Origin of the sequence: Shinella sp. M27, from assembly GCF_049199905.1 — a bacterium.
In the GTDB taxonomy this organism is placed as follows: Bacteria; Pseudomonadota; Alphaproteobacteria; order Rhizobiales; family Rhizobiaceae; genus Shinella.
In genome coordinates, this window is sequence record NZ_JBLZPK010000003.1 from 35,893 (window position 1) to 51,982 (window position 16,090).

Here is a 16,090-nt window from a genome sequence, read left to right on the forward strand (position 1 = left end):
CTCATGGCACCTCGCGTACTCGTATCCGACGAACTGTCGGAAACCGCCGTCCAGATTTTCCGCGATCGCGGCGTCGAAGTCGATTTCCAGCCGAAGCTCGGCAAGGACAAGGAAAAGCTCGCCGAGATCATCGGCAATTATGACGGCCTCGCCATCCGCTCCGCCACCAAGGCGACGGAAAAGCTGATCGCGGCTGCGACCAATCTCAAGGTCATCGGCCGCGCCGGCATCGGCGTCGACAATGTCGATATCCCGGCCGCCTCGCGCCGCGGCATCATCGTCATGAACACGCCCTTCGGCAATTCGATCACCACCGCCGAACACGCCATCGCGCTGATGTTCGCCGTCGCCCGCCAGCTGCCCGCCGCCGACACCTCCACGCAGGCCGGCAAGTGGGAAAAGTCGAAGTTCATGGGCGTCGAGATCACCGGCAAGCTGCTCGGCGTCATCGGTGCCGGCAATATCGGTGGCATCGTCTGCAAGAAGGCCATCGGCCTTGGCATGCACGTTATCGCCTACGATCCTTTCCTGTCGGCCGAACGCGCCCAGGAAATGGGTGTGGAGAAGGTGGAGCTGGACGACCTGCTCGCCCGCGCCGACTTCATCACGCTGCATGTGCCGATGACCGACAAGACCCGCGGCATCCTGAACAAGGAAGCGCTGGCCAAGACCAAGAAGGGCGTTCGCATCATCAATTGCGCCCGCGGCGGCCTAGTCGATGAGGCGGCGCTTGCCGAAGCCATCAAGTCCGGCCATGTCGCCGGTGCCGGTTTCGACGTGTTCGAAGTCGAGCCTGCGACCGAAAGCCCGCTCTTCGGCCTGGAAAACGTCGTCTGCACGCCGCATCTCGGCGCCTCGACCACGGAAGCGCAGGAGAATGTCGCCCTGCAGGTCGCCGAGCAGATGTCGGATTACCTCGTCAAGGGGGCCGTCTCCAACGCCATCAATATGCCGTCGATCACCGCCGAGGAAGCACCGATCCTGAAGCCCTTCATCCGCCTTGCGGACGTGCTCGGCGCCTTCGTCGGCCAGGTCACGGAAAGCGCCATCAAGGAAATCGAGATCCTCTACGATGGTGCGACCGCCTCGATGAACACCAAGGCGCTGACCAGTGCCGTTCTCGCCGGCCTCATCCGCTCGCAGGTCGCCGACGTCAACATGGTCTCGGCCCCGGTCATGATCAAGGAAAAGGGCGTCATCCTCTCGGAAGTGAAGCGTGACAAGTCGGGCGTCTTCGACGGCTACATCCGCCTGACCGTCAAGACGGAGAACCAGACGCGCTCGATCGCCGGCACTGTGTTCTCCGACGGCAAGCCGCGCTTCATCCAGATCAAGGGCATCAACCTCGATGCCGACGTGGGCAACCACATGGTCTACATCACCAACACCGACGTTCCCGGCATGATCGGCTTCATCGGCACGACGCTCGGCGAGGCCGGCGTGAACATCGCCAACTTCCAGCTCGGCCGCGACAAGCAGGGCGGTGACGCCATCGCGCTGCTCTATGTCGATGCCGCTGTGTCCGAGGACGTGCTGAACAAGCTGCGCGCCAACCCGGCGATCCGCCAGATCAAGCCGCTGGTCTTCAACGTCGACTGACCTTCGTCCCTCCCAAGACGAGACAGGAAGGCCCGCCGGTTCATCCGATGGGCCTTTCGCATGTCAGGCCTTCGTTTCCTTCGGGCGGCCCCATTCGGCAATCGCGATGCCGCCAAGCACGAGGAGGAGGGCGGCGAAGTGGAAGCCGTGGATGGTTTCGCCGATCAGCAGCACGGAGAGAAGCGTGCCGAATACCGGAATGGCATTGATGAAGAGCCCGGCCCGGTTGGCGCCGATCATCTCGACGCCGCGCACATAAAGCACCTGCGAGAGCAGCGACGGGAAGATGCCGGCATAGAGCACGACCATCCAGCCTGTCGTATCCGGGAAGATGGCGGCATCGCGCGACAGCTCCCAGAAAAACAGCGGAATGGCGCTGAGCAGCGCGCCGAAGGCGGGAGCGGCGATGAAGCTCTGCCAGTGCAGTGCCGGCTTCCAGCGCAGCGAGACCGTATAGGCGGCATAGACGATGCAGGCGAGCAGCATCAGCGCATCGCCGAAATTGAACTCCAGCTCCGCCAGTGCCGAGAATTCGCCATGAGCGGCTGTTACCAGCACGCCGACAAGCGTCACGGTGAAGCCCACCACCTGAGCAATCGAGGCCTGGATGCGGAAGAGCAGGAAGTTGAAGACGAAGATCAGCATGGGAATGCCGGCCTGCTCGATGACGGCATTGATGGCGCTGGTATAGCCGAGCGCGGTGTAGAGCAGCGCGTTGAACGCGGTGAAGCCGAAGACGCCGTAGAGCAGGAGCTGGAGCCAGTGTTTGCGGATGACCGGCCAGTCGCGTTTCACCTGCGGCGTCATCAGCACGAGGATGATGGTGAGTGCCACGATCCAGCGGAAGGTCGTCAGCACCATGGGGCTGACATGGCCGACCGCAATCTTGCCCGCGACCGAGTTGGCGCCCCAGAAAAGCGAGGTCACACACAGGTAGAAATAGGCTCTCGTGTTCAAGGCGACAGGATCCGGATGGAGAAAGAGGAGGGGCAGAGTGCGCCGGCGGGTGGCCCAGATAAGGTGAAAAAGCAGACAATGTCATTTAAAAAGCGGATGTGGGCCGTCATAACAGGGTCGCATTCCCAAAGACAACACAGTATAGATGCGCGGGTTTGTGTCAGGCGCACGCGTATGTGTGCGTAAACGGTAGCGCGTTCGCGCGCGAAAACGGGATAGGTGAAATGGCAAGTGTCGTAGTTGTCGGTTCTCAATGGGGTGACGAAGGCAAGGGCAAGATTGTCGACTGGCTTTCGGAACGGGCCGAGGTGATCGTTCGCTACCAGGGCGGCCACAATGCCGGCCATACGCTTGTCATCAACGGCGTGAGCTACAAGCTCGCTCTGCTGCCGTCCGGCCTCGTGCGCGGCAAGCTCAGCGTCATCGGCAACGGCGTCGTCGTCGATCCGCACCACTTCGTCGCGGAAGTCGAGAAGCTGCGCGCCCAGGGCGTCGCCGTCACGCCCGAAGTGCTGCGCATCGCGGACAATGCGCCGCTCATTCTCTCCCTGCACCGCGACCTCGATGCGCTGCGTGAAGACGCGGCGTCGGCCACCGGCACCAAGATCGGCACGACCCGCCGCGGCATCGGCCCGGCCTATGAGGACAAGGTCGGCCGTCGCGCCATCCGAGTGATCGACCTCACCGAGCCCGAAACGCTGCGCCCGAAGATCGAGCGCCTGCTGACGCACCACAATGCGCTGCGTCGCGGCATGGGCCTTGCCGAGATCTCCGTCGAGTCGATCGAAGAAGAGCTGACATCGGTTGCCAGCCACATCCTGCCCTATATCGACCGGGTCTGGGACCTGCTCGACAAGCAGCGCCGCTCCGGCGCGCGCATTTTGTTCGAAGGTGCGCAGGGCGCGCTGCTCGACAACGACCACGGCACCTATCCCTTCGTGACCTCGTCCAACACCGTCGCCGGCCAGGCCGCCGCCGGTTCGGGCCTCGGCCCGACGGCGATCAACTACGTGCTCGGCATCACCAAGGCCTATACGACCCGCGTCGGCGAAGGTCCGTTCCCCTGCGAGCTGAACGACGAGATCGGCAAACATCTGGCGACCGTCGGCCGTGAGGTCGGCGTCAACACCGGGCGTCCGCGCCGCTGCGGCTGGTTCGATGCCGTTCTGGTGCGCCAGACGGTCAAGACCAACGGCATCACCGGCATCGCGCTCACCAAGCTCGACGTTCTCGACGGCCTGGACGAACTGAAGATCTGCGTCGGCTACAAGCTCGACGGCAAGGAGATCGACTACCTGCCGGCCAGCCAGACCCAGCAGACCCGCGTCGAGCCTGTTTACATCACGCTCGAAGGCTGGAAGGAATCGACGGTCGGCGCGCGCAGCTGGGCGGACCTGCCGGCCCAGGCGATCAAATATGTCCGTCAGGTCGAAGAGCTGATCGGTGCGCCGGTCGCCCTCCTGTCGACCAGCCCGGAGCGGGACGACACCATACTTGTGACGGACCCGTTTGAGGACTAATCTCAAGCCTAACACCAGTTCCGTGCCGTATTCCAATGGGATAGCGCATGGACACCACGGAAAGTTCTGATGGCGGATTTTGTAGCAGTCATTCGAAGGGCCGTTGATGGCCTCTCGGACAACAATGCCGAGATGCGGCAGAAGGTTTACGAGAAGGCCCGCGGCGCCGTCCGCCGGCAACTCGAATCCATGAACCCGCGCCCTTCCGATGAGCTCGTGAAGCGCCAGCTCGACAAGCTCGAGGCGGCGATCGGCGATGTCGAAGGCGAGCACGCCGAGGCGCTGCCCGCCGACGATCCTGCGCCGGAAATCGTCCAGGAGCCTGTTGTCGAGGCTGCAGAGCCGGAACCCGTGGAAACGGTGGTGGCAGAACCCGCCGCCGTCGAGGAGCCGGAAGATCAGCCCGTCGAGGCCGAGCCTGCCACCGAGGTCGTGGAAGAGCCGGCCGCGCAGACGGCTGACAACGCCGAGCAGCCCGCAGAAGAAAACAGGGTTGAAGAGCCGCCGGTTGAAGAGCCGCCGGTTGAAGAACCGGTGGCTGAAGCCGTTGTCGTACAGGAACAGGTTCCCGAGCCCGAGCCCGAGCCCGAGCCTGAACAGGAACCGGAACCGGTCGCGGAGACCGTGGCGGAAGAGCCTGTCGTCGCAGAGCCCGAACAGAAGCCGGCCGTCGCAGAGGCGCGCGTCGAGCCGTCCTGGCAGGTCGAGGCCGAGCCGGCGGACGACTACGTTCCCTCCTGGCAGGAGCCGGAACGGCAGGACGAGGCGCAGTCCGTCGAGACTGCCGCCGTCGTCGAGCCGGTCGCAGAAACCTATCACGTCCACGACGAGCAGGTGCCGGATTCAGCACCCGTCGCGGACGCCCGCATGCCCGCCGCCGAAGCACAGTGGGACTGGAGCGATATCGCCCCGGTCACGACGCCTGCCGACAAGCGTGAACCGGCTGCTGCCGCCGGTACCGATCCGATGGCTTGGGAATGGCCGGAAGAGAAGGCGGCACAAGCCGAAGAGCCCAAGCAGGCGCAGCCCGCGCAGAAGAGCGAATGGGGCGATCTCGACGATCTCATCGGCTTCACTCCGGCGGCCGGGGCTGCCGCTGCTTCCACCTCGATGGAGCAGGCCGGTCTTGCCGATGCCACGACCAAGACGCCTGCCGTCGAAACGCGTACGCCGCAGCGGTCCTTCCGGGCCGAGCCGCGCAAGTCGCGGATCAATTTCGGCGCCATTGCCGCGCTGATCGGCGTTCTCGCTGTCGCTGGCGGCGCGGGTGCCGGCTATTGGTTTAACCGCGATGCGGTGAACGGCTGGGTCAACGAGCGCGTCGCGTCCCTGACGGCGTCTTCGCCCGCTACTAAGGAAACATCCACGGCTGAGACTGCTGAGGGTGGCCGCAACCTGCCGGCCTCCACGACGACCAACGACACGACCTCGGCGGACACGCAGACCGACGGTGCTGTGACGAAGCCGGCGACCGAAGTCGCCTCGGCCGATCAGAGCAGCGGCAAGTTCACCCAGCGTCTACTGACGGACGGTACTGAGGTCGACGAAGGTCCGGCAGCGGCGCCCGAAGGGGTTTCGACCGAAGAGGGCAAGTCCGTCGCGGCCCAGACGCCGGAAACGGCGGAGGCGACCACCGAAACCGGCGCCGGAACGACTGCCGCGGGCACGACGGATGGCGCGACGCCGGCCACCGGCACGGATGGCACGGGGCAGACGCCCGTGACGCCCACCGATACCGGCACGGCGACGACCACCGACACGCAGACGCCTGTCGCCACCGGCGAACAGCCGGCCGCCATCGGCGTCGCGCAGAAGATGTTCCTCTATGAGGAGCGTCTCGGCCAGACCGCGCCGACGGCGATCGAAGGCACCGTCGCATGGTCGAGCGCCGAGGAATCGCCCGGTGGCGATGCCAAGCCGGAGCCGGTCGTGCGCGCCCAGGTCAACGTTCCGTCCAAGGGCCTGACCGCGCTCATCACCTTCCGCCGCAACGCCGACAAGTCCCTGCCGGCGAGCCATATCGTCGAACTGGTCTTTTCGCTACCGGAAAACTTCGAGGGCGGCGGCATCGAAAGCGTGCAGCGCGTGGCGATGAAGCGGACCGAACAGGACCGCGGCGATGCGCTGATCGCGGTGCCGGCGAAGATCACCGACGACTTCCACATGATCGCGCTCAACGACTTCCCCGAGGCGATCGCCAAGAATACCGAACTGCTGCGCACCCGCAGCTGGATCGACATTCCGATCACCTACCGCAACGGCCGCCGCGCGCTAATCACCCTCGACAAGGGCACCGCCGGCACCGAAGCCTTCGACAAGGTGATGAAGGCCTGGTCGACGGCCGGCACGCAGTAAGGGATAGAACGAAACGCGAAAAAGGCCCGGCAGCGATGCCGGGCCTTTTCCGTTTTCAGTCCTTTGCAGACACTTATGCGTCTTCGATGACGCGGACCGCGCGGGCCTGTTCGGCCGCGAATTTCTGCACGGCTTCCTGGACTTTCTCGAAGGCGCGGACCTCGATCTGGCGGACGCGCTCGCGGCTGATGTCGAACTCGGAGGAGAGTTCTTCCAGCGTAACCGGATCCTCGGCGAGGCGGCGGGCCTCGAAGATGCGGCGTTCGCGGTCGTTCAGCACGCCCATGGCGCGGGCCAGCATGGCGCGGCGCGTGTCGAGCTCGTCCTGCTCGATCAGCATCTGCTCCTGGCTGTCATGGTCGTCGACGAGCCAATCCTGCCACTGGCCGGATTCGCCTTCGCCGGCCTTGATCGGCGCGTTCAGCGAGGCGTCGCCGGAGAGGCGGCGGTTCATCGAGACGACTTCGTCCTCGGAGACCTTGAGCTTGGTCGCGATTTCCTTGACCTGGTCGGGCTTGAGGTCGCCGTCGTCGATCGCTTGGATCTTGCTTTTCATGCGGCGCAGGTTGAAGAACAGGCGCTTCTGGTTGGCGGTCGTGCCCATCTTCACCAGCGACCACGAGCGCAGGATATATTCCTGGATCGAGGCCTTGATCCACCACATGGCATAGGTCGCAAGGCGGAAGCCGCGTTCCGGGTCGAACTTCTTGACGGCCTGCATCAGGCCGACATTGCCCTCGGAGACGACTTCGCCGATCGGCAGGCCGTAGCCGCGATAGCCCATGGCGATCTTCGCCACGAGGCGCAGATGGCTGGTGACGAGTTCGTGGGCGGCGGTGCGGTCGCCGTGCTCCTGGTAACGCTTGGCGAGCATGTATTCCTGCTGCGGCTCAAGCATTGGAAATTTGCGGATTTCATCGAGATAGCGGTTGAGACCACCTTCTCCGGCCGTAATCGACGGCAGCGTATTGCGGGCCATTCAGCACCCCTTTCTGATTAGGCTTCCAGTTCGGCAAGCCTTGGTACGGAGCTTGATCCTGAAAACCGGATCCCCGTCAGCAACCACGCTCCCCGTGGGGCATGGCAGCCCCACTGATCCTACAGATAGGTGTGGCGAAACAATGTTTCAAGGCGCCGCAAGCTTCACGGGTGCGTGAAGGCGGGAGGGCGAAACGGATTTTGCAACACTCTGCTAAAGTGGGGACGGATGCCGGCAAATCAAGGGTCGGCGGGCTCATCGATGGAGCGGAAGGCTTCGATCAGCTTTTCCATGTCCTTGGCCGGAGGGCTTTCGAAACGCATGGTCTTCCCGGTCGAGGGATGCTCGAACTGCAAGAGGAAGGCGTGCAGCGCCTGCCTGCGGAACTTGTCGACGACCCTCTTCGGACCCTCGGGAAGGCGGTTGGCCTTGGTCTTGAAGGCGGCGCCATATTCGGGGTCGCCGACCAGCGGATGGCCGATATGGGCCATGTGCACGCGAATCTGGTGCGTGCGGCCGGTTTCGAGGTGGCATTCGACCAGCGAGGCGAGGCTGGTGCCGTCCTCGGTCTCGCCGTAGCGCTCGATCACCTCGTAATGGGTAATGGCCTCGCGGGCGTCGTCAGCGTCCTCGCTCTTGACCGCGCGCTTGGTGCGGTCGTTGCCGCGGCCGAGCGGCGCGTCGATCGTGCCCTTGATCTGGCGCGGGCGGCCCCAGACGATGGCCTGGTAGGCGCGCTCCAGCGGGCCGGTGCGGCCGTGGTCGGCGAACTGGTCGGAGAGGTGGCGGTGGGCGAGATCGTTCTTGGCGACGACCATGACGCCGCTCGTCTCCTTGTCGAGCCGGTGCACGATGCCGGGGCGGCGCACGCCGCCGATGCCCGACAGGCTCTCGCCGCAATGGTAGATCAGCGCGTTGACGAGCGTGCCCGTCCAGTTGCCGACGGCGGGATGCACGACGAGGCCGGCGGGCTTCACCAGCACGATGACATCGTCATCCTCGTAGAGCACGTCGAGCGGGATATCCTCGCCCTTCGGCTCGGGATCGCGCGGGGCGGGCATGGTGAATTCGATGACGTCGCCGGGGCGCACCTTGCGCTTCGGTTCGTCGATGACCGTGCCGTTGACGATGGCAGCCCCTTCTTCGATCAGCGCCTTGATGCGGCTGCGCGAGAAATCGCCGGCGAGCGTGGCGGCAAGCCAGGCATCGATCCGCCCTTCGGCGTCTTCAGGCACCGTGAGGACTTTCATTGTGGCGTCGGCTTCTTTAAAGGGGTCGGTCATCGTTCAATCTACTCATTGCCGGAAGGGCGTTCGCCATGTCCAATATCGAAAACGACGATCAGGAAGACAAGCCGCTCGATCCCGTGATGGAAAATGTGCGCCGCAAGATGATGCGTCTGCAACTCGTCTCGGGCGGCATCATGTTCCTGATGTTCCTGGCGGTGCTCGCGGCCATTGTCTATAAGATCAACACGCGGGAAAGCAAGCCGGACGCCGCCCTTTCCGCCGGATCGGGCGGGCTTGCCGTGCCGAGCGATGCGCCGGTCAAGGCCACGGCGACGCTGCCGGACGGTTTTGCGCTGTCCGCGGTGTCGAATTCGGGCGGGCAGATCCTGTTCTACGGCGTGATGCCCGATGGCGCGCGCAAGGCGTTCGTCTTCGATATCGCCGCCGGCCGCACCGTCGCGGAAATCGACATCAAGGGCAACTGAGCGGGAATGGCAGGCGAACCGGTCCGCATCGACGATCCCGCCGATCCGCGCATCGCGGGCTTCGTGTCGATCCGCGAGCGGGACCTGACGGGCCGCGACGGCCGCTTTATCGCCGAGGGCACGGTGGTGCTGCGCATGCTGGGCAGCGCGCCGGCAAGGGCCAACGGCTTTGCCTGCGATGCGATCCTGCTCCTGGAAAACCGTCTTGCCGGCCTTGCCGATGTTCTCGCCGCCTTTGGCAATGAGGTGCCGCTCTATGTGGCCTCGGCGTCGGTTTTCGATGCCGTTGCCGGCTTCAACATGCATCGCGGCGTGCTGGCGCTTGGCCGCAAACCCGCAGCGGAAGTCGGGGCATCGCTTCTCGGCAAGCTGCCGGAAACGAGCCTGGTGCTCGCCGGCTGCGGCCTGTCCAACCATGACAATGTCGGCTCGATCGTCCGCAATGCCGCGGCCTTCGGGGCGGATGCCGTCTTCCTCGATGAAACCTCCTGCGATCCGCTTTATCGCAAGGCGATCCGGGTTTCCGTCGGCTCGGTGCTGAGCGTGCCGTTTTCGCGCGGCCTCGGCGCCCAGGCGATGCTGGAGGGGCTGGCGGCTGCCGGTTTCGAGATCTGGGGGCTGTCGCCGCGCGGTGCGGTTTCGATCGCGGCCATTCAGGCGGCGCGGCGTATCGCTTTGGTGCTCGGCACGGAAGGCGAGGGGTTGCCGCAGAGCATCCTTTCCCGGTTCCGCACGGCGCGCATCCCACAGCGTCCCGGTCTCGACAGTCTCAATGTCGCGACGGCCAGCGGGATTGCGCTCTATCAGATCGCGCTGGCGATGGGCCGGGTCGACTGACGCCGCTCAGCAGCGCACACCATCCCACAATTCGTTCGGTGAACCGGACTGGTCCCGCCATTTGCCGGTAAAGCCGCTGTAGTCTGGCTTGAAGGTGAGGATCAGCTTGCCGCTGCCGTATTTGTCCTGCCAGTCCAGCGTATGGTCGAGACCGGTGACGGCGGCGGGCTCGCTGAGGGTGCCTGCGGTCATCGTGCCGATATCGGCGAACTCGTAGGTGCCGGTCAGCCGGCCGTCGCCTTCCGTCTTGAACTCGGTGTTGGCCTGCACGAGATTGCCGTTGCTCCACAGCCGGCCGCAATATTGGCCGGTGGCGGTGGCCTCCTGTTTCGGAGACGGTGCGTTTGCGCCGGTCAGGCTGAGCACGAGGGCGAGGATGAGGGTCTTCATATCGTGCTCCCCTGGTTCAGGCCTCGTCGCGGCCGATCTGTTCACGCACCCGCTGGGCAAGGCTGCGGTCGTCGCCATCAAGGCTCGGATCGAGCGCCGCGATGAGATCGTGCACCGGCGAGCTTGCGCCTTCGCGCGCCGCGGTCAGCACGATCATCTTGCTGGCGAGATCGGCCATTTCCTCGCGCAGCGCCGTATCATTGTCGCCGACCTTGGCGGCCAGAAGCCGCTCGGAAAGGGCGGTGCCCTGATTGCGCACATCCTCTTCCAGCGCGACGATATCGATGGGCGGCACGGCCTTTTCGGCGCGGCGCGGGGCGATCCTGCCCGGTGTCAGGGCACGGGTAATGCCGGCGGTGCGGGCCGCTTTGGCGACCTCCTTGTTTTCGGCGGTCAACGTCTTCACCTTGTCGCGCAGGCGGGTGATTTCCGCGATGCGCCGTTCGATTGCATTGTCCTTGTCGGCGGCACCCGCGAGCTCGCGCGTCAGCCGGGTCTCAAGCTGGCGCACGCGGCCTTCTTCGCGGCCGAGGCGCAGCTCCAGCGATTTCGCCTTTTCGCTGGCCGTCTTCAGGTCCTCGCGCGCCTTGTCGCGCTCGTCCTTCAGGTTGCCGATGCGGCTCTTCAGGTTCTCCATCGTGGTCTCCTGCGTCGCGATGTCGATCTTCATCGCGTCGATATCGGACTGCAGATGGGTGATGGTGGTGTTGAGCTTGTCGATCTCGGTCAGGCGGCTGCGTACCTCGCGGTCGGCGCCGGCCAGTGCTGCCTTCAGCTGCTCGCCCTTCATCTCTTCGCGACGGAAGGCCGAGCGCATGTCGCCGGCCTCGATGTTCATGTCGGCGATCTGCGCATGCAGTTCGGCATTTTCCGTGCCGATGGCGGTGGCCTGGGCGAGCAGCTTTTCGTTGCGCACCATTTCCAACGTGTGCTTTTCGCGCTCGCGGCGCACGCTCTGGGAAAGCCGCGCGTTTTCGGCGGCAAAGGCGGCGCGGGCCATGTCCTTCTGCGCGCGCACTTCCTGAGGGCTGAGCGGCATGGTGGCCTTCATGCGGGCTTCGGTGAACTTGACGATGCGTTTCTGGATTGCCGGCGCGATGAGCAGTCCGGTCAGCGTGGCGGCGAGAAAGCCAAGCGCGAAGAGGAGGGCATACTCGATCACGGATCAACTCGCTTCAAAACGGGTCCCAATCCAACGGGGCGGGTCCAAACGGGATGTCGGGCAGGGGCACTATAGCGGCTTGCCCGGATTTGCGGGAGGGGTCGTTCCCGCGAAATCAACTCTCGGTTAACCAGACGGCCGAGCCGCCCGGTTCATTCGGAAGAAGGATATCAGAAGGGGTTCCAGGTCGGCTGGCGGGTGAGCTTGAGATAGCCCGCATTGATGCCGATACGGGCGCCGACGCCGGTTCGGATCGGCACGAGCACGATATCGCGGTTGACGTTCACCTGCATGCCGAGGCCCGCGATGACATAGGCGGAGCCCGAGACGCCGCCGAAACGGTCGTAGAGCGCGTTCACGTCGGGCAGATTGTAAACCAGCATCATCGTGCGGCTGCCCTGGCCGCCCCAGTCGAGGCCGAGCGAGGGGCCTTGCCAGAATACGGAATGCTGGCCGGCATTCTTGGTGTTGAGCGTGCCTTCGCCATAGGTGAGGCCCGCGACGAAGGCGCCGGAGCCTTCCTGGCCGAGAATATAGCCGTTCGGCAGGCCGTAGGATTCGAACGCGCGCTCGACGAGCTTGGCAAGGCCGCCGGAGGTCTCGCCGAAGAAGCCGTGGCCGGCATCGACGATTTCCTGCATCGAATACTGGCTGGATTGCTGTGCCTGGGCAGGCAAGGCAAGGAGCAACGCCACAAAAGCCGCGATTGCGAGCTTGAATGTCGTCGTGACCAGATTTGTAACAGCCATGTCCCGTTTGCCTTCCTTGATGTCTCGGCCCCGTTCCATGCTGCAATTTGATCTTATGGTCTTAACAATCGGTTTACCAAATGTGGTGTCATTATGGCTGGATTAAAATCGAGCACGCCTCGCGCAATCATGGCGTGCTATGCGTCGCGCGGAATGGTCCCGCGTGCGCCTTCACACGGCGTCCCGCGATGAAAAATGCGTGGATCCAGGAGAAATTTATGGTGAAAAATCCGAACCTCACGCTGACAGGTCCCGATCTGGCAGCACTTTTGTGCAGCCGCGTCTGCCATGACGTCATCTCGCCGGTCGGCGCGATCAACAACGGTCTTGAACTGCTCGACGAGGGCGGTGCCGATGCCGAGGCGATGGACCTCATCCGCACCAGCGCGCTGAACGCCTCCGTCCGTCTCAAATTCGCACGCCTTGCCTTCGGTGCCTCCGGCTCGGTCGGCGCATCGATCGATACCGGCGAGGCCGAAAAGGCCGCGCGCGATTTCGCCGCCGCCGAAAAGAAGACCGAGATCACCTGGAACGGCCCGCGCGCCATCATCCCGAAGAACCGGGTGAAGCTGCTGCTCAATCTCTTCCTCGTCGCTTACGGTGCCATTCCGCGTGGCGGTTCGGTCGACGTGACGCTGGAAAACCCGGAATTCGACGCGGTCTTCAAGCTGGCCGTGAAGGGCCGCATGCTGCGCGTGCCGCCGAAATTCACGGAAATCCTGACCGGTACGCCGGAAGAGTCGGTCGATGCCCATTCGATCCAGCCCTACTACACGGTGCTTTTGGCCGACGAAGCCGGCATGGAGCTCGATGTCGCGGCAAGCCCGGAAGAAATCGTCTTCAGTGCGCGCATGGCCGCAGCCTCCGAATGATGCGAAAGCGGCCTGGTGTTAACCATGGCCGCTAACGCTTTGTTTGCCAGTGGGCGGTAGTATCGCTTCCTGTACTGTTCCCGCTTAACGAGCGGGAGACCTTAGGAGCAGCTAATGCAGCGGTTGATGATCGCCGACGGTTCCGATGTCGTCCGCAAGGTCGGCAAGCGTATTCTTTCCGGTTTCAATTTCCTCGTTCTGGAAGCTTCGAGTTCGCTCGAAGCGCTGGTCCGCTGCGAGGCGGAGCTTCCCAACATCCTGATCGTCGATGCCACCATGGACGGTGCGCTCGAACTGATCGGCAATATCCGCAACCTGCCGCAGGGCAAGTCGGTGCGCATCTATTATTGCGTCGTCGAGGCGGACCTGAAGAAGATGATGATGGGCAAGCGCGCGGGCGCGGACGATTTCCTGCTGAAACCGTTCGACCGCAAGATCCTGACCCAGGTCTTCAGCAATCTCTCGATCGCCGCCTAAGCGGCAGACAAATCGATACCATTCGCCAACGCGGCCGCTCGAAGGAGCGGGCCGCGTTTTGCGTTTCCGGCATTCCGCTTCCATCAGGGCAAAGAAAAACCCGCCGGCAAGCGGCGGGTCGAAGTCTTGAGCGGGGAGGGCGTGCGATCAGGCGCTTTCGGCGTAGTCGCCATCGGGCTCGCGCAGCACGTAGCCGCGGCCCCAGACCGTCTCGATGTAGTTGGCGCCGCCGGCGGCGTTTGCGAGCTTCTTGCGCAGCTTGCAGATGAAGACGTCGATGATCTTCAGTTCCGGCTCGTCCATGCCGCCATAGAGGTGGTTGAGGAACATTTCCTTGGTGAGCGTCGTGCCCTTGCGCAGCGAGAGCAGCTCGAGCATCTGGTATTCCTTGCCCGTCAGGTGCACGCGCTGGCCGCCGACTTCGACCGTCTTGGCGTCGAGGTTGACGATGAGCTCGCCCGTCGAGATGACCGACTGGGCATGGCCCTTGGAACGGCGCACGATGGCGTGGATGCGGGCGACGAGCTCGTCCTTGTGGAACGGCTTCGTCATATAGTCGTCGGCACCGAAGCCGAGGCCGCGCACCTTGTCTTCGATACCGGCCATGCCCGAGAGAATCAGGATCGGCGTCTTGACCTTGGACAGGCGCAGCGTGCGCAGAACTTCATAACCCGACATGTCGGGCAGATTGAGATCGAGCAGGATGATATCGTAATCATACAACTTGCCCAGATCGACACCTTCCTCGCCGAGGTCGGTGGTGTACACATTAAAGCTTTCGGACTTCAGCATCAGTTCGATGCTCTGCGCTGTCGCGCTGTCGTCCTCAATGAGTAGAACCCGCATATCTGTCCCCTTTTCCGCCGCTCAAGGTACCTGGCCCCCTACGCGATACGGATCCAGTCGTTGCCTGATTTGGAGGCTGCCACGAAATGGTTAACAAATCCTGATTCACTTTGGCAAGGTGTATCGATCTGTTAATTATTTTAGGCAGACTCCTGATTTCTAATGTGAATCGGAAATGTGTCTCTTAATTTTTCTCGTTAAGAAACAACGCTAACCGACTCTTTAGACTCATCAATGCGAACCACATTGTTTTTCGCGAACCGCATTTACTGAGCCTTAAATCATCGGACCTATGATTAACGATGCCCGTAAACGAAAGGTTACCAGCGGTAGGGATTCATTAATTCTCGCTAGGTTTTTTTTAACGCTCGACGTGTTTTGTCGGGTCACGGGTGGAAATACCGGCTTCAATAGGTGGTGAAAGCCACGTTTTGAAACTGATTTGGAATGCCGGGTTAAGCGTTCGCCATCGTGTTCGGCGGTCGCCAGCCTTTATGCCGGGGTCTCGCTATCCACGGGAGTATTGCGTATGAAGTCGCGTGAGAGCCTAGTTCGCCTGAAGGAATTTCAGGTGAAAGACAAAAGACGGCAGCTGTCTCAATTGCAGCTCATGATGTCCGAATTCGAACGGATGTCGAAGGAGCTGGAAAGCCAGATCGCTATCGAAGAGAAGAAATCCGGGATTACCGATCCCAGTCACTTCGCTTACCCTACCTTCGCCAAGGCGGCGCGGCAGCGCTCCGACAACCTGCAGGTCTCTATCCGGGAACTGAAGGTGCAGCAGGATGCTGCGGAGCTGGCGCTGGAAGAGGCCGAGGCGGAGTTCGCCAAGGCTTCGGCGCTGGAAGAGCGCGACAACGCGGTCCGGCTTCGCGCCTGACCCCGTTTCGGTTCTGAAGAACCCTCGCGAGCGGCCGCAAGACCGCTCACGAGGGCTCTTCGCGTTTTTTCAAGGCAATTCCTGCAAAAGTGTAACGCGATTTTGCGTCCGGAATTGCCCGGCAGAAATCAAAGGTTCACGACGTCGGCCCAGTCCTTATGGCGCAGCGCCTGAGCCTTGAAGAACGGGCAGAGCGGCATGATCTTCCAACCGCTCTTGCGCGCGTCCTCCACCGCATGGGCTGCCAGCGCCTGGCCGACACCCTTGCCGCGCAGCGCATCCGGTACGCCGGTATGATCGACGATGATGAGCTGTGGTGACGCGCGGGAATAGGTCACTTCCGCCTCGTGGCCCTCGACGGTGACGGAATAGCGGCCCTTCGAACCGTTTTCTTCGTGCCTGATATCCATGGTCTGCTCCTCGCTGTTGGGGTGTCGGCGCCATCCTTTCCCGTTCGATCCGATCCGGCAAGTCAGGAGGATGTGAACAGTGCGTGCTGCATCGGAACGAAACGGGTGCTATGCAAGGCGATCTCAAACGCGAACCGCCTCATGATCTTCGTCGCCCCAGCCCTTCTGGTTCTTTCGAGCCTCTGCCTCGCCTTCGGTCTCGTCCTGCCGCTCGTCCGCTTCGAAAAACTCTATTTCTTCGATGAGACGCCGTCGTTGATCGACATCGTCGTCTCGCTCTGGGGGCAGGGGAGCGGCGGGCTTGCCGTGCTCGTCGCACTGTTTTCCGTCGTCTTTCCGGTCG

General features: G+C 63.1%; 17 protein-coding genes. 9 read left to right on the plus strand and 8 right to left on the minus strand.

Annotated features, from left to right (window positions below):
- Positions 1-3 precede the first annotated feature (3 nt).
- Positions 4-1,599: a phosphoglycerate dehydrogenase gene (gene serA / locus ACOZK4_RS00600; protein ID WP_421589884.1), complete on the plus strand. Its 1,596-nt coding sequence runs from the start codon at positions 4-6 to the stop codon at positions 1,597-1,599.
- A gap of 63 nt (positions 1,600-1,662) precedes the next feature.
- Here serA and ACOZK4_RS00605 read toward each other — a convergent pair whose 3' ends face one another.
- Positions 1,663-2,556 carry a DMT family transporter gene (locus ACOZK4_RS00605; RefSeq protein WP_421589885.1) on the minus strand — a complete coding sequence of 298 codons (894 nt, stop codon included), beginning with the start codon at positions 2,554-2,556 and terminating at the stop codon, positions 1,663-1,665.
- 224 nt (positions 2,557-2,780) lie between these two features.
- Here ACOZK4_RS00605 and ACOZK4_RS00610 point away from each other — a divergent pair, with 224 nt between their 5' ends.
- Both ACOZK4_RS00610 and ACOZK4_RS00615 read left to right on the plus strand, forming a co-directional pair.
- Complete coding sequence (locus tag ACOZK4_RS00610; RefSeq protein WP_421589886.1) at positions 2,781-4,076, plus strand: adenylosuccinate synthase; 1,296 nt, start codon at positions 2,781-2,783, stop codon at positions 4,074-4,076.
- A 69-nt stretch (positions 4,077-4,145) separates the two neighbouring features.
- Positions 4,146-6,431: a hypothetical protein gene (locus ACOZK4_RS00615; RefSeq protein WP_421589887.1), complete on the plus strand. Its 2,286-nt coding sequence runs from the start codon at positions 4,146-4,148 to the stop codon at positions 6,429-6,431.
- A 73-nt stretch (positions 6,432-6,504) separates the two neighbouring features.
- Here the strand turns inward: ACOZK4_RS00615 and rpoH are convergent, their stop codons facing one another.
- Together rpoH and ACOZK4_RS00625 are read right to left on the minus strand one after the other, a co-directional pair.
- Entirely contained in the window at positions 6,505-7,410 is a 906-nt protein-coding gene (gene rpoH / locus ACOZK4_RS00620) for an RNA polymerase sigma factor RpoH (RefSeq protein ID WP_313531524.1), read from the minus strand.
- Between the two features lie 239 nt (positions 7,411-7,649).
- The gene (locus ACOZK4_RS00625; protein WP_313531525.1) at positions 7,650-8,693 is read right to left on the minus strand and encodes an RluA family pseudouridine synthase; all 1,044 of its coding nucleotides are present in this window, start codon (positions 8,691-8,693) and stop codon (positions 7,650-7,652) included.
- Positions 8,694-8,728: 35 nt separating this feature from the next.
- Here ACOZK4_RS00625 and ACOZK4_RS00630 point away from each other — a divergent pair, with 35 nt between their 5' ends.
- Together ACOZK4_RS00630 and ACOZK4_RS00635 are read left to right on the plus strand one after the other, a co-directional pair.
- Complete coding sequence (locus ACOZK4_RS00630) at positions 8,729-9,124, plus strand: hypothetical protein (RefSeq protein ID WP_421589888.1); 396 nt, start codon at positions 8,729-8,731, stop codon at positions 9,122-9,124.
- A 6-nt stretch (positions 9,125-9,130) separates the two neighbouring features.
- Complete coding sequence (locus ACOZK4_RS00635; RefSeq protein ID WP_421589889.1) at positions 9,131-9,961, plus strand: TrmH family RNA methyltransferase; 831 nt, start codon at positions 9,131-9,133, stop codon at positions 9,959-9,961.
- 6 nt (positions 9,962-9,967) lie between these two features.
- Here ACOZK4_RS00635 and ACOZK4_RS00640 read toward each other — a convergent pair whose 3' ends face one another.
- The 3 genes from ACOZK4_RS00640 to ACOZK4_RS00650 form a co-directional block, all read right to left on the minus strand.
- Positions 9,968-10,351, minus strand: coding sequence for a hypothetical protein (locus tag ACOZK4_RS00640; protein WP_421589890.1), 384 nt, complete (start codon positions 10,349-10,351; stop codon positions 9,968-9,970).
- Between the two features lie 16 nt (positions 10,352-10,367).
- On the minus strand, positions 10,368-11,513 hold the full coding sequence (locus tag ACOZK4_RS00645) for a hypothetical protein (protein ID WP_421589891.1): 1,146 nt from the start codon (positions 11,511-11,513) through the stop codon (positions 10,368-10,370).
- Positions 11,514-11,683: 170 nt separating this feature from the next.
- Positions 11,684-12,262, minus strand: coding sequence for a DUF1134 domain-containing protein (locus tag ACOZK4_RS00650; protein WP_421589892.1), 579 nt, complete (start codon positions 12,260-12,262; stop codon positions 11,684-11,686).
- A gap of 218 nt (positions 12,263-12,480) precedes the next feature.
- On the opposite strand from ACOZK4_RS00650, the gene chpT reads away from it, so the two are divergent.
- Positions 12,481-13,134 carry a histidine phosphotransferase ChpT gene (chpT, locus tag ACOZK4_RS00655; protein ID WP_421589893.1) on the plus strand — a complete coding sequence of 218 codons (654 nt, stop codon included), beginning with the start codon at positions 12,481-12,483 and terminating at the stop codon, positions 13,132-13,134.
- Between the two features lie 114 nt (positions 13,135-13,248).
- Complete coding sequence (locus tag ACOZK4_RS00660; protein WP_298094858.1) at positions 13,249-13,611, plus strand: response regulator; 363 nt, start codon at positions 13,249-13,251, stop codon at positions 13,609-13,611.
- Positions 13,612-13,758: 147 nt separating this feature from the next.
- On the opposite strand, the gene ctrA is transcribed toward ACOZK4_RS00660, so the two are convergent.
- The gene (gene ctrA / locus ACOZK4_RS00665; protein ID WP_018327818.1) at positions 13,759-14,457 is read right to left on the minus strand and encodes a response regulator transcription factor CtrA; all 699 of its coding nucleotides are present in this window, start codon (positions 14,455-14,457) and stop codon (positions 13,759-13,761) included.
- Positions 14,458-14,986: 529 nt separating this feature from the next.
- On the opposite strand from ctrA, the gene ACOZK4_RS00670 reads away from it, so the two are divergent.
- Positions 14,987-15,337, plus strand: coding sequence for a flagellar export protein FliJ (locus tag ACOZK4_RS00670; protein WP_244762352.1), 351 nt, complete (start codon positions 14,987-14,989; stop codon positions 15,335-15,337).
- A gap of 128 nt (positions 15,338-15,465) precedes the next feature.
- Here the strand turns inward: ACOZK4_RS00670 and ACOZK4_RS00675 are convergent, their stop codons facing one another.
- Positions 15,466-15,747, minus strand: a complete 282-nt coding sequence (locus ACOZK4_RS00675; RefSeq protein WP_421589894.1) for a GNAT family N-acetyltransferase — start codon at positions 15,745-15,747, stop codon at positions 15,466-15,468.
- A gap of 141 nt (positions 15,748-15,888) precedes the next feature.
- On the opposite strand from ACOZK4_RS00675, the gene ACOZK4_RS00680 reads away from it, so the two are divergent.
- On the plus strand, positions 15,889-16,090 hold a 202-nt coding region (locus tag ACOZK4_RS00680; protein ID WP_421589895.1), incomplete at its 3' end, for a paraquat-inducible protein A.

Coding starts and splice junctions, on each gene's coding strand:
- ACOZK4_RS00630 (WP_421589888.1), top strand. CDS start 8,729: ATGTCCAATATCGAAAACGACGATCAGGAAGACAAGCCGCTCGATCCC.
- ACOZK4_RS00635 (WP_421589889.1), top strand. CDS start 9,131: ATGGCAGGCGAACCGGTCCGCATCGACGATCCCGCCGATCCGCGCATC.
- chpT (WP_421589893.1), top strand. CDS start 12,481: ATGGTGAAAAATCCGAACCTCACGCTGACAGGTCCCGATCTGGCAGCA.
- serA (WP_421589884.1), top strand. CDS start 4: ATGGCACCTCGCGTACTCGTATCCGACGAACTGTCGGAAACCGCCGTC.
- ACOZK4_RS00610 (WP_421589886.1), top strand. CDS start 2,781: ATGGCAAGTGTCGTAGTTGTCGGTTCTCAATGGGGTGACGAAGGCAAG.
- ACOZK4_RS00650 (WP_421589892.1), bottom strand. CDS start 12,262: ATGGCTGTTACAAATCTGGTCACGACGACATTCAAGCTCGCAATCGCG.
- ctrA (WP_018327818.1), bottom strand. CDS start 14,457: ATGCGGGTTCTACTCATTGAGGACGACAGCGCGACAGCGCAGAGCATC.
- ACOZK4_RS00670 (WP_244762352.1), top strand. CDS start 14,987: ATGAAGTCGCGTGAGAGCCTAGTTCGCCTGAAGGAATTTCAGGTGAAA.
- ACOZK4_RS00615 (WP_421589887.1), top strand. CDS start 4,146: ATGGCGGATTTTGTAGCAGTCATTCGAAGGGCCGTTGATGGCCTCTCG.
- ACOZK4_RS00625 (WP_313531525.1), bottom strand. CDS start 8,693: ATGACCGACCCCTTTAAAGAAGCCGACGCCACAATGAAAGTCCTCACG.
- ACOZK4_RS00640 (WP_421589890.1), bottom strand. CDS start 10,351: ATGAAGACCCTCATCCTCGCCCTCGTGCTCAGCCTGACCGGCGCAAAC.
- ACOZK4_RS00660 (WP_298094858.1), top strand. CDS start 13,249: ATGCAGCGGTTGATGATCGCCGACGGTTCCGATGTCGTCCGCAAGGTC.
- ACOZK4_RS00675 (WP_421589894.1), bottom strand. CDS start 15,747: ATGGATATCAGGCACGAAGAAAACGGTTCGAAGGGCCGCTATTCCGTC.
- rpoH (WP_313531524.1), bottom strand. CDS start 7,410: ATGGCCCGCAATACGCTGCCGTCGATTACGGCCGGAGAAGGTGGTCTC.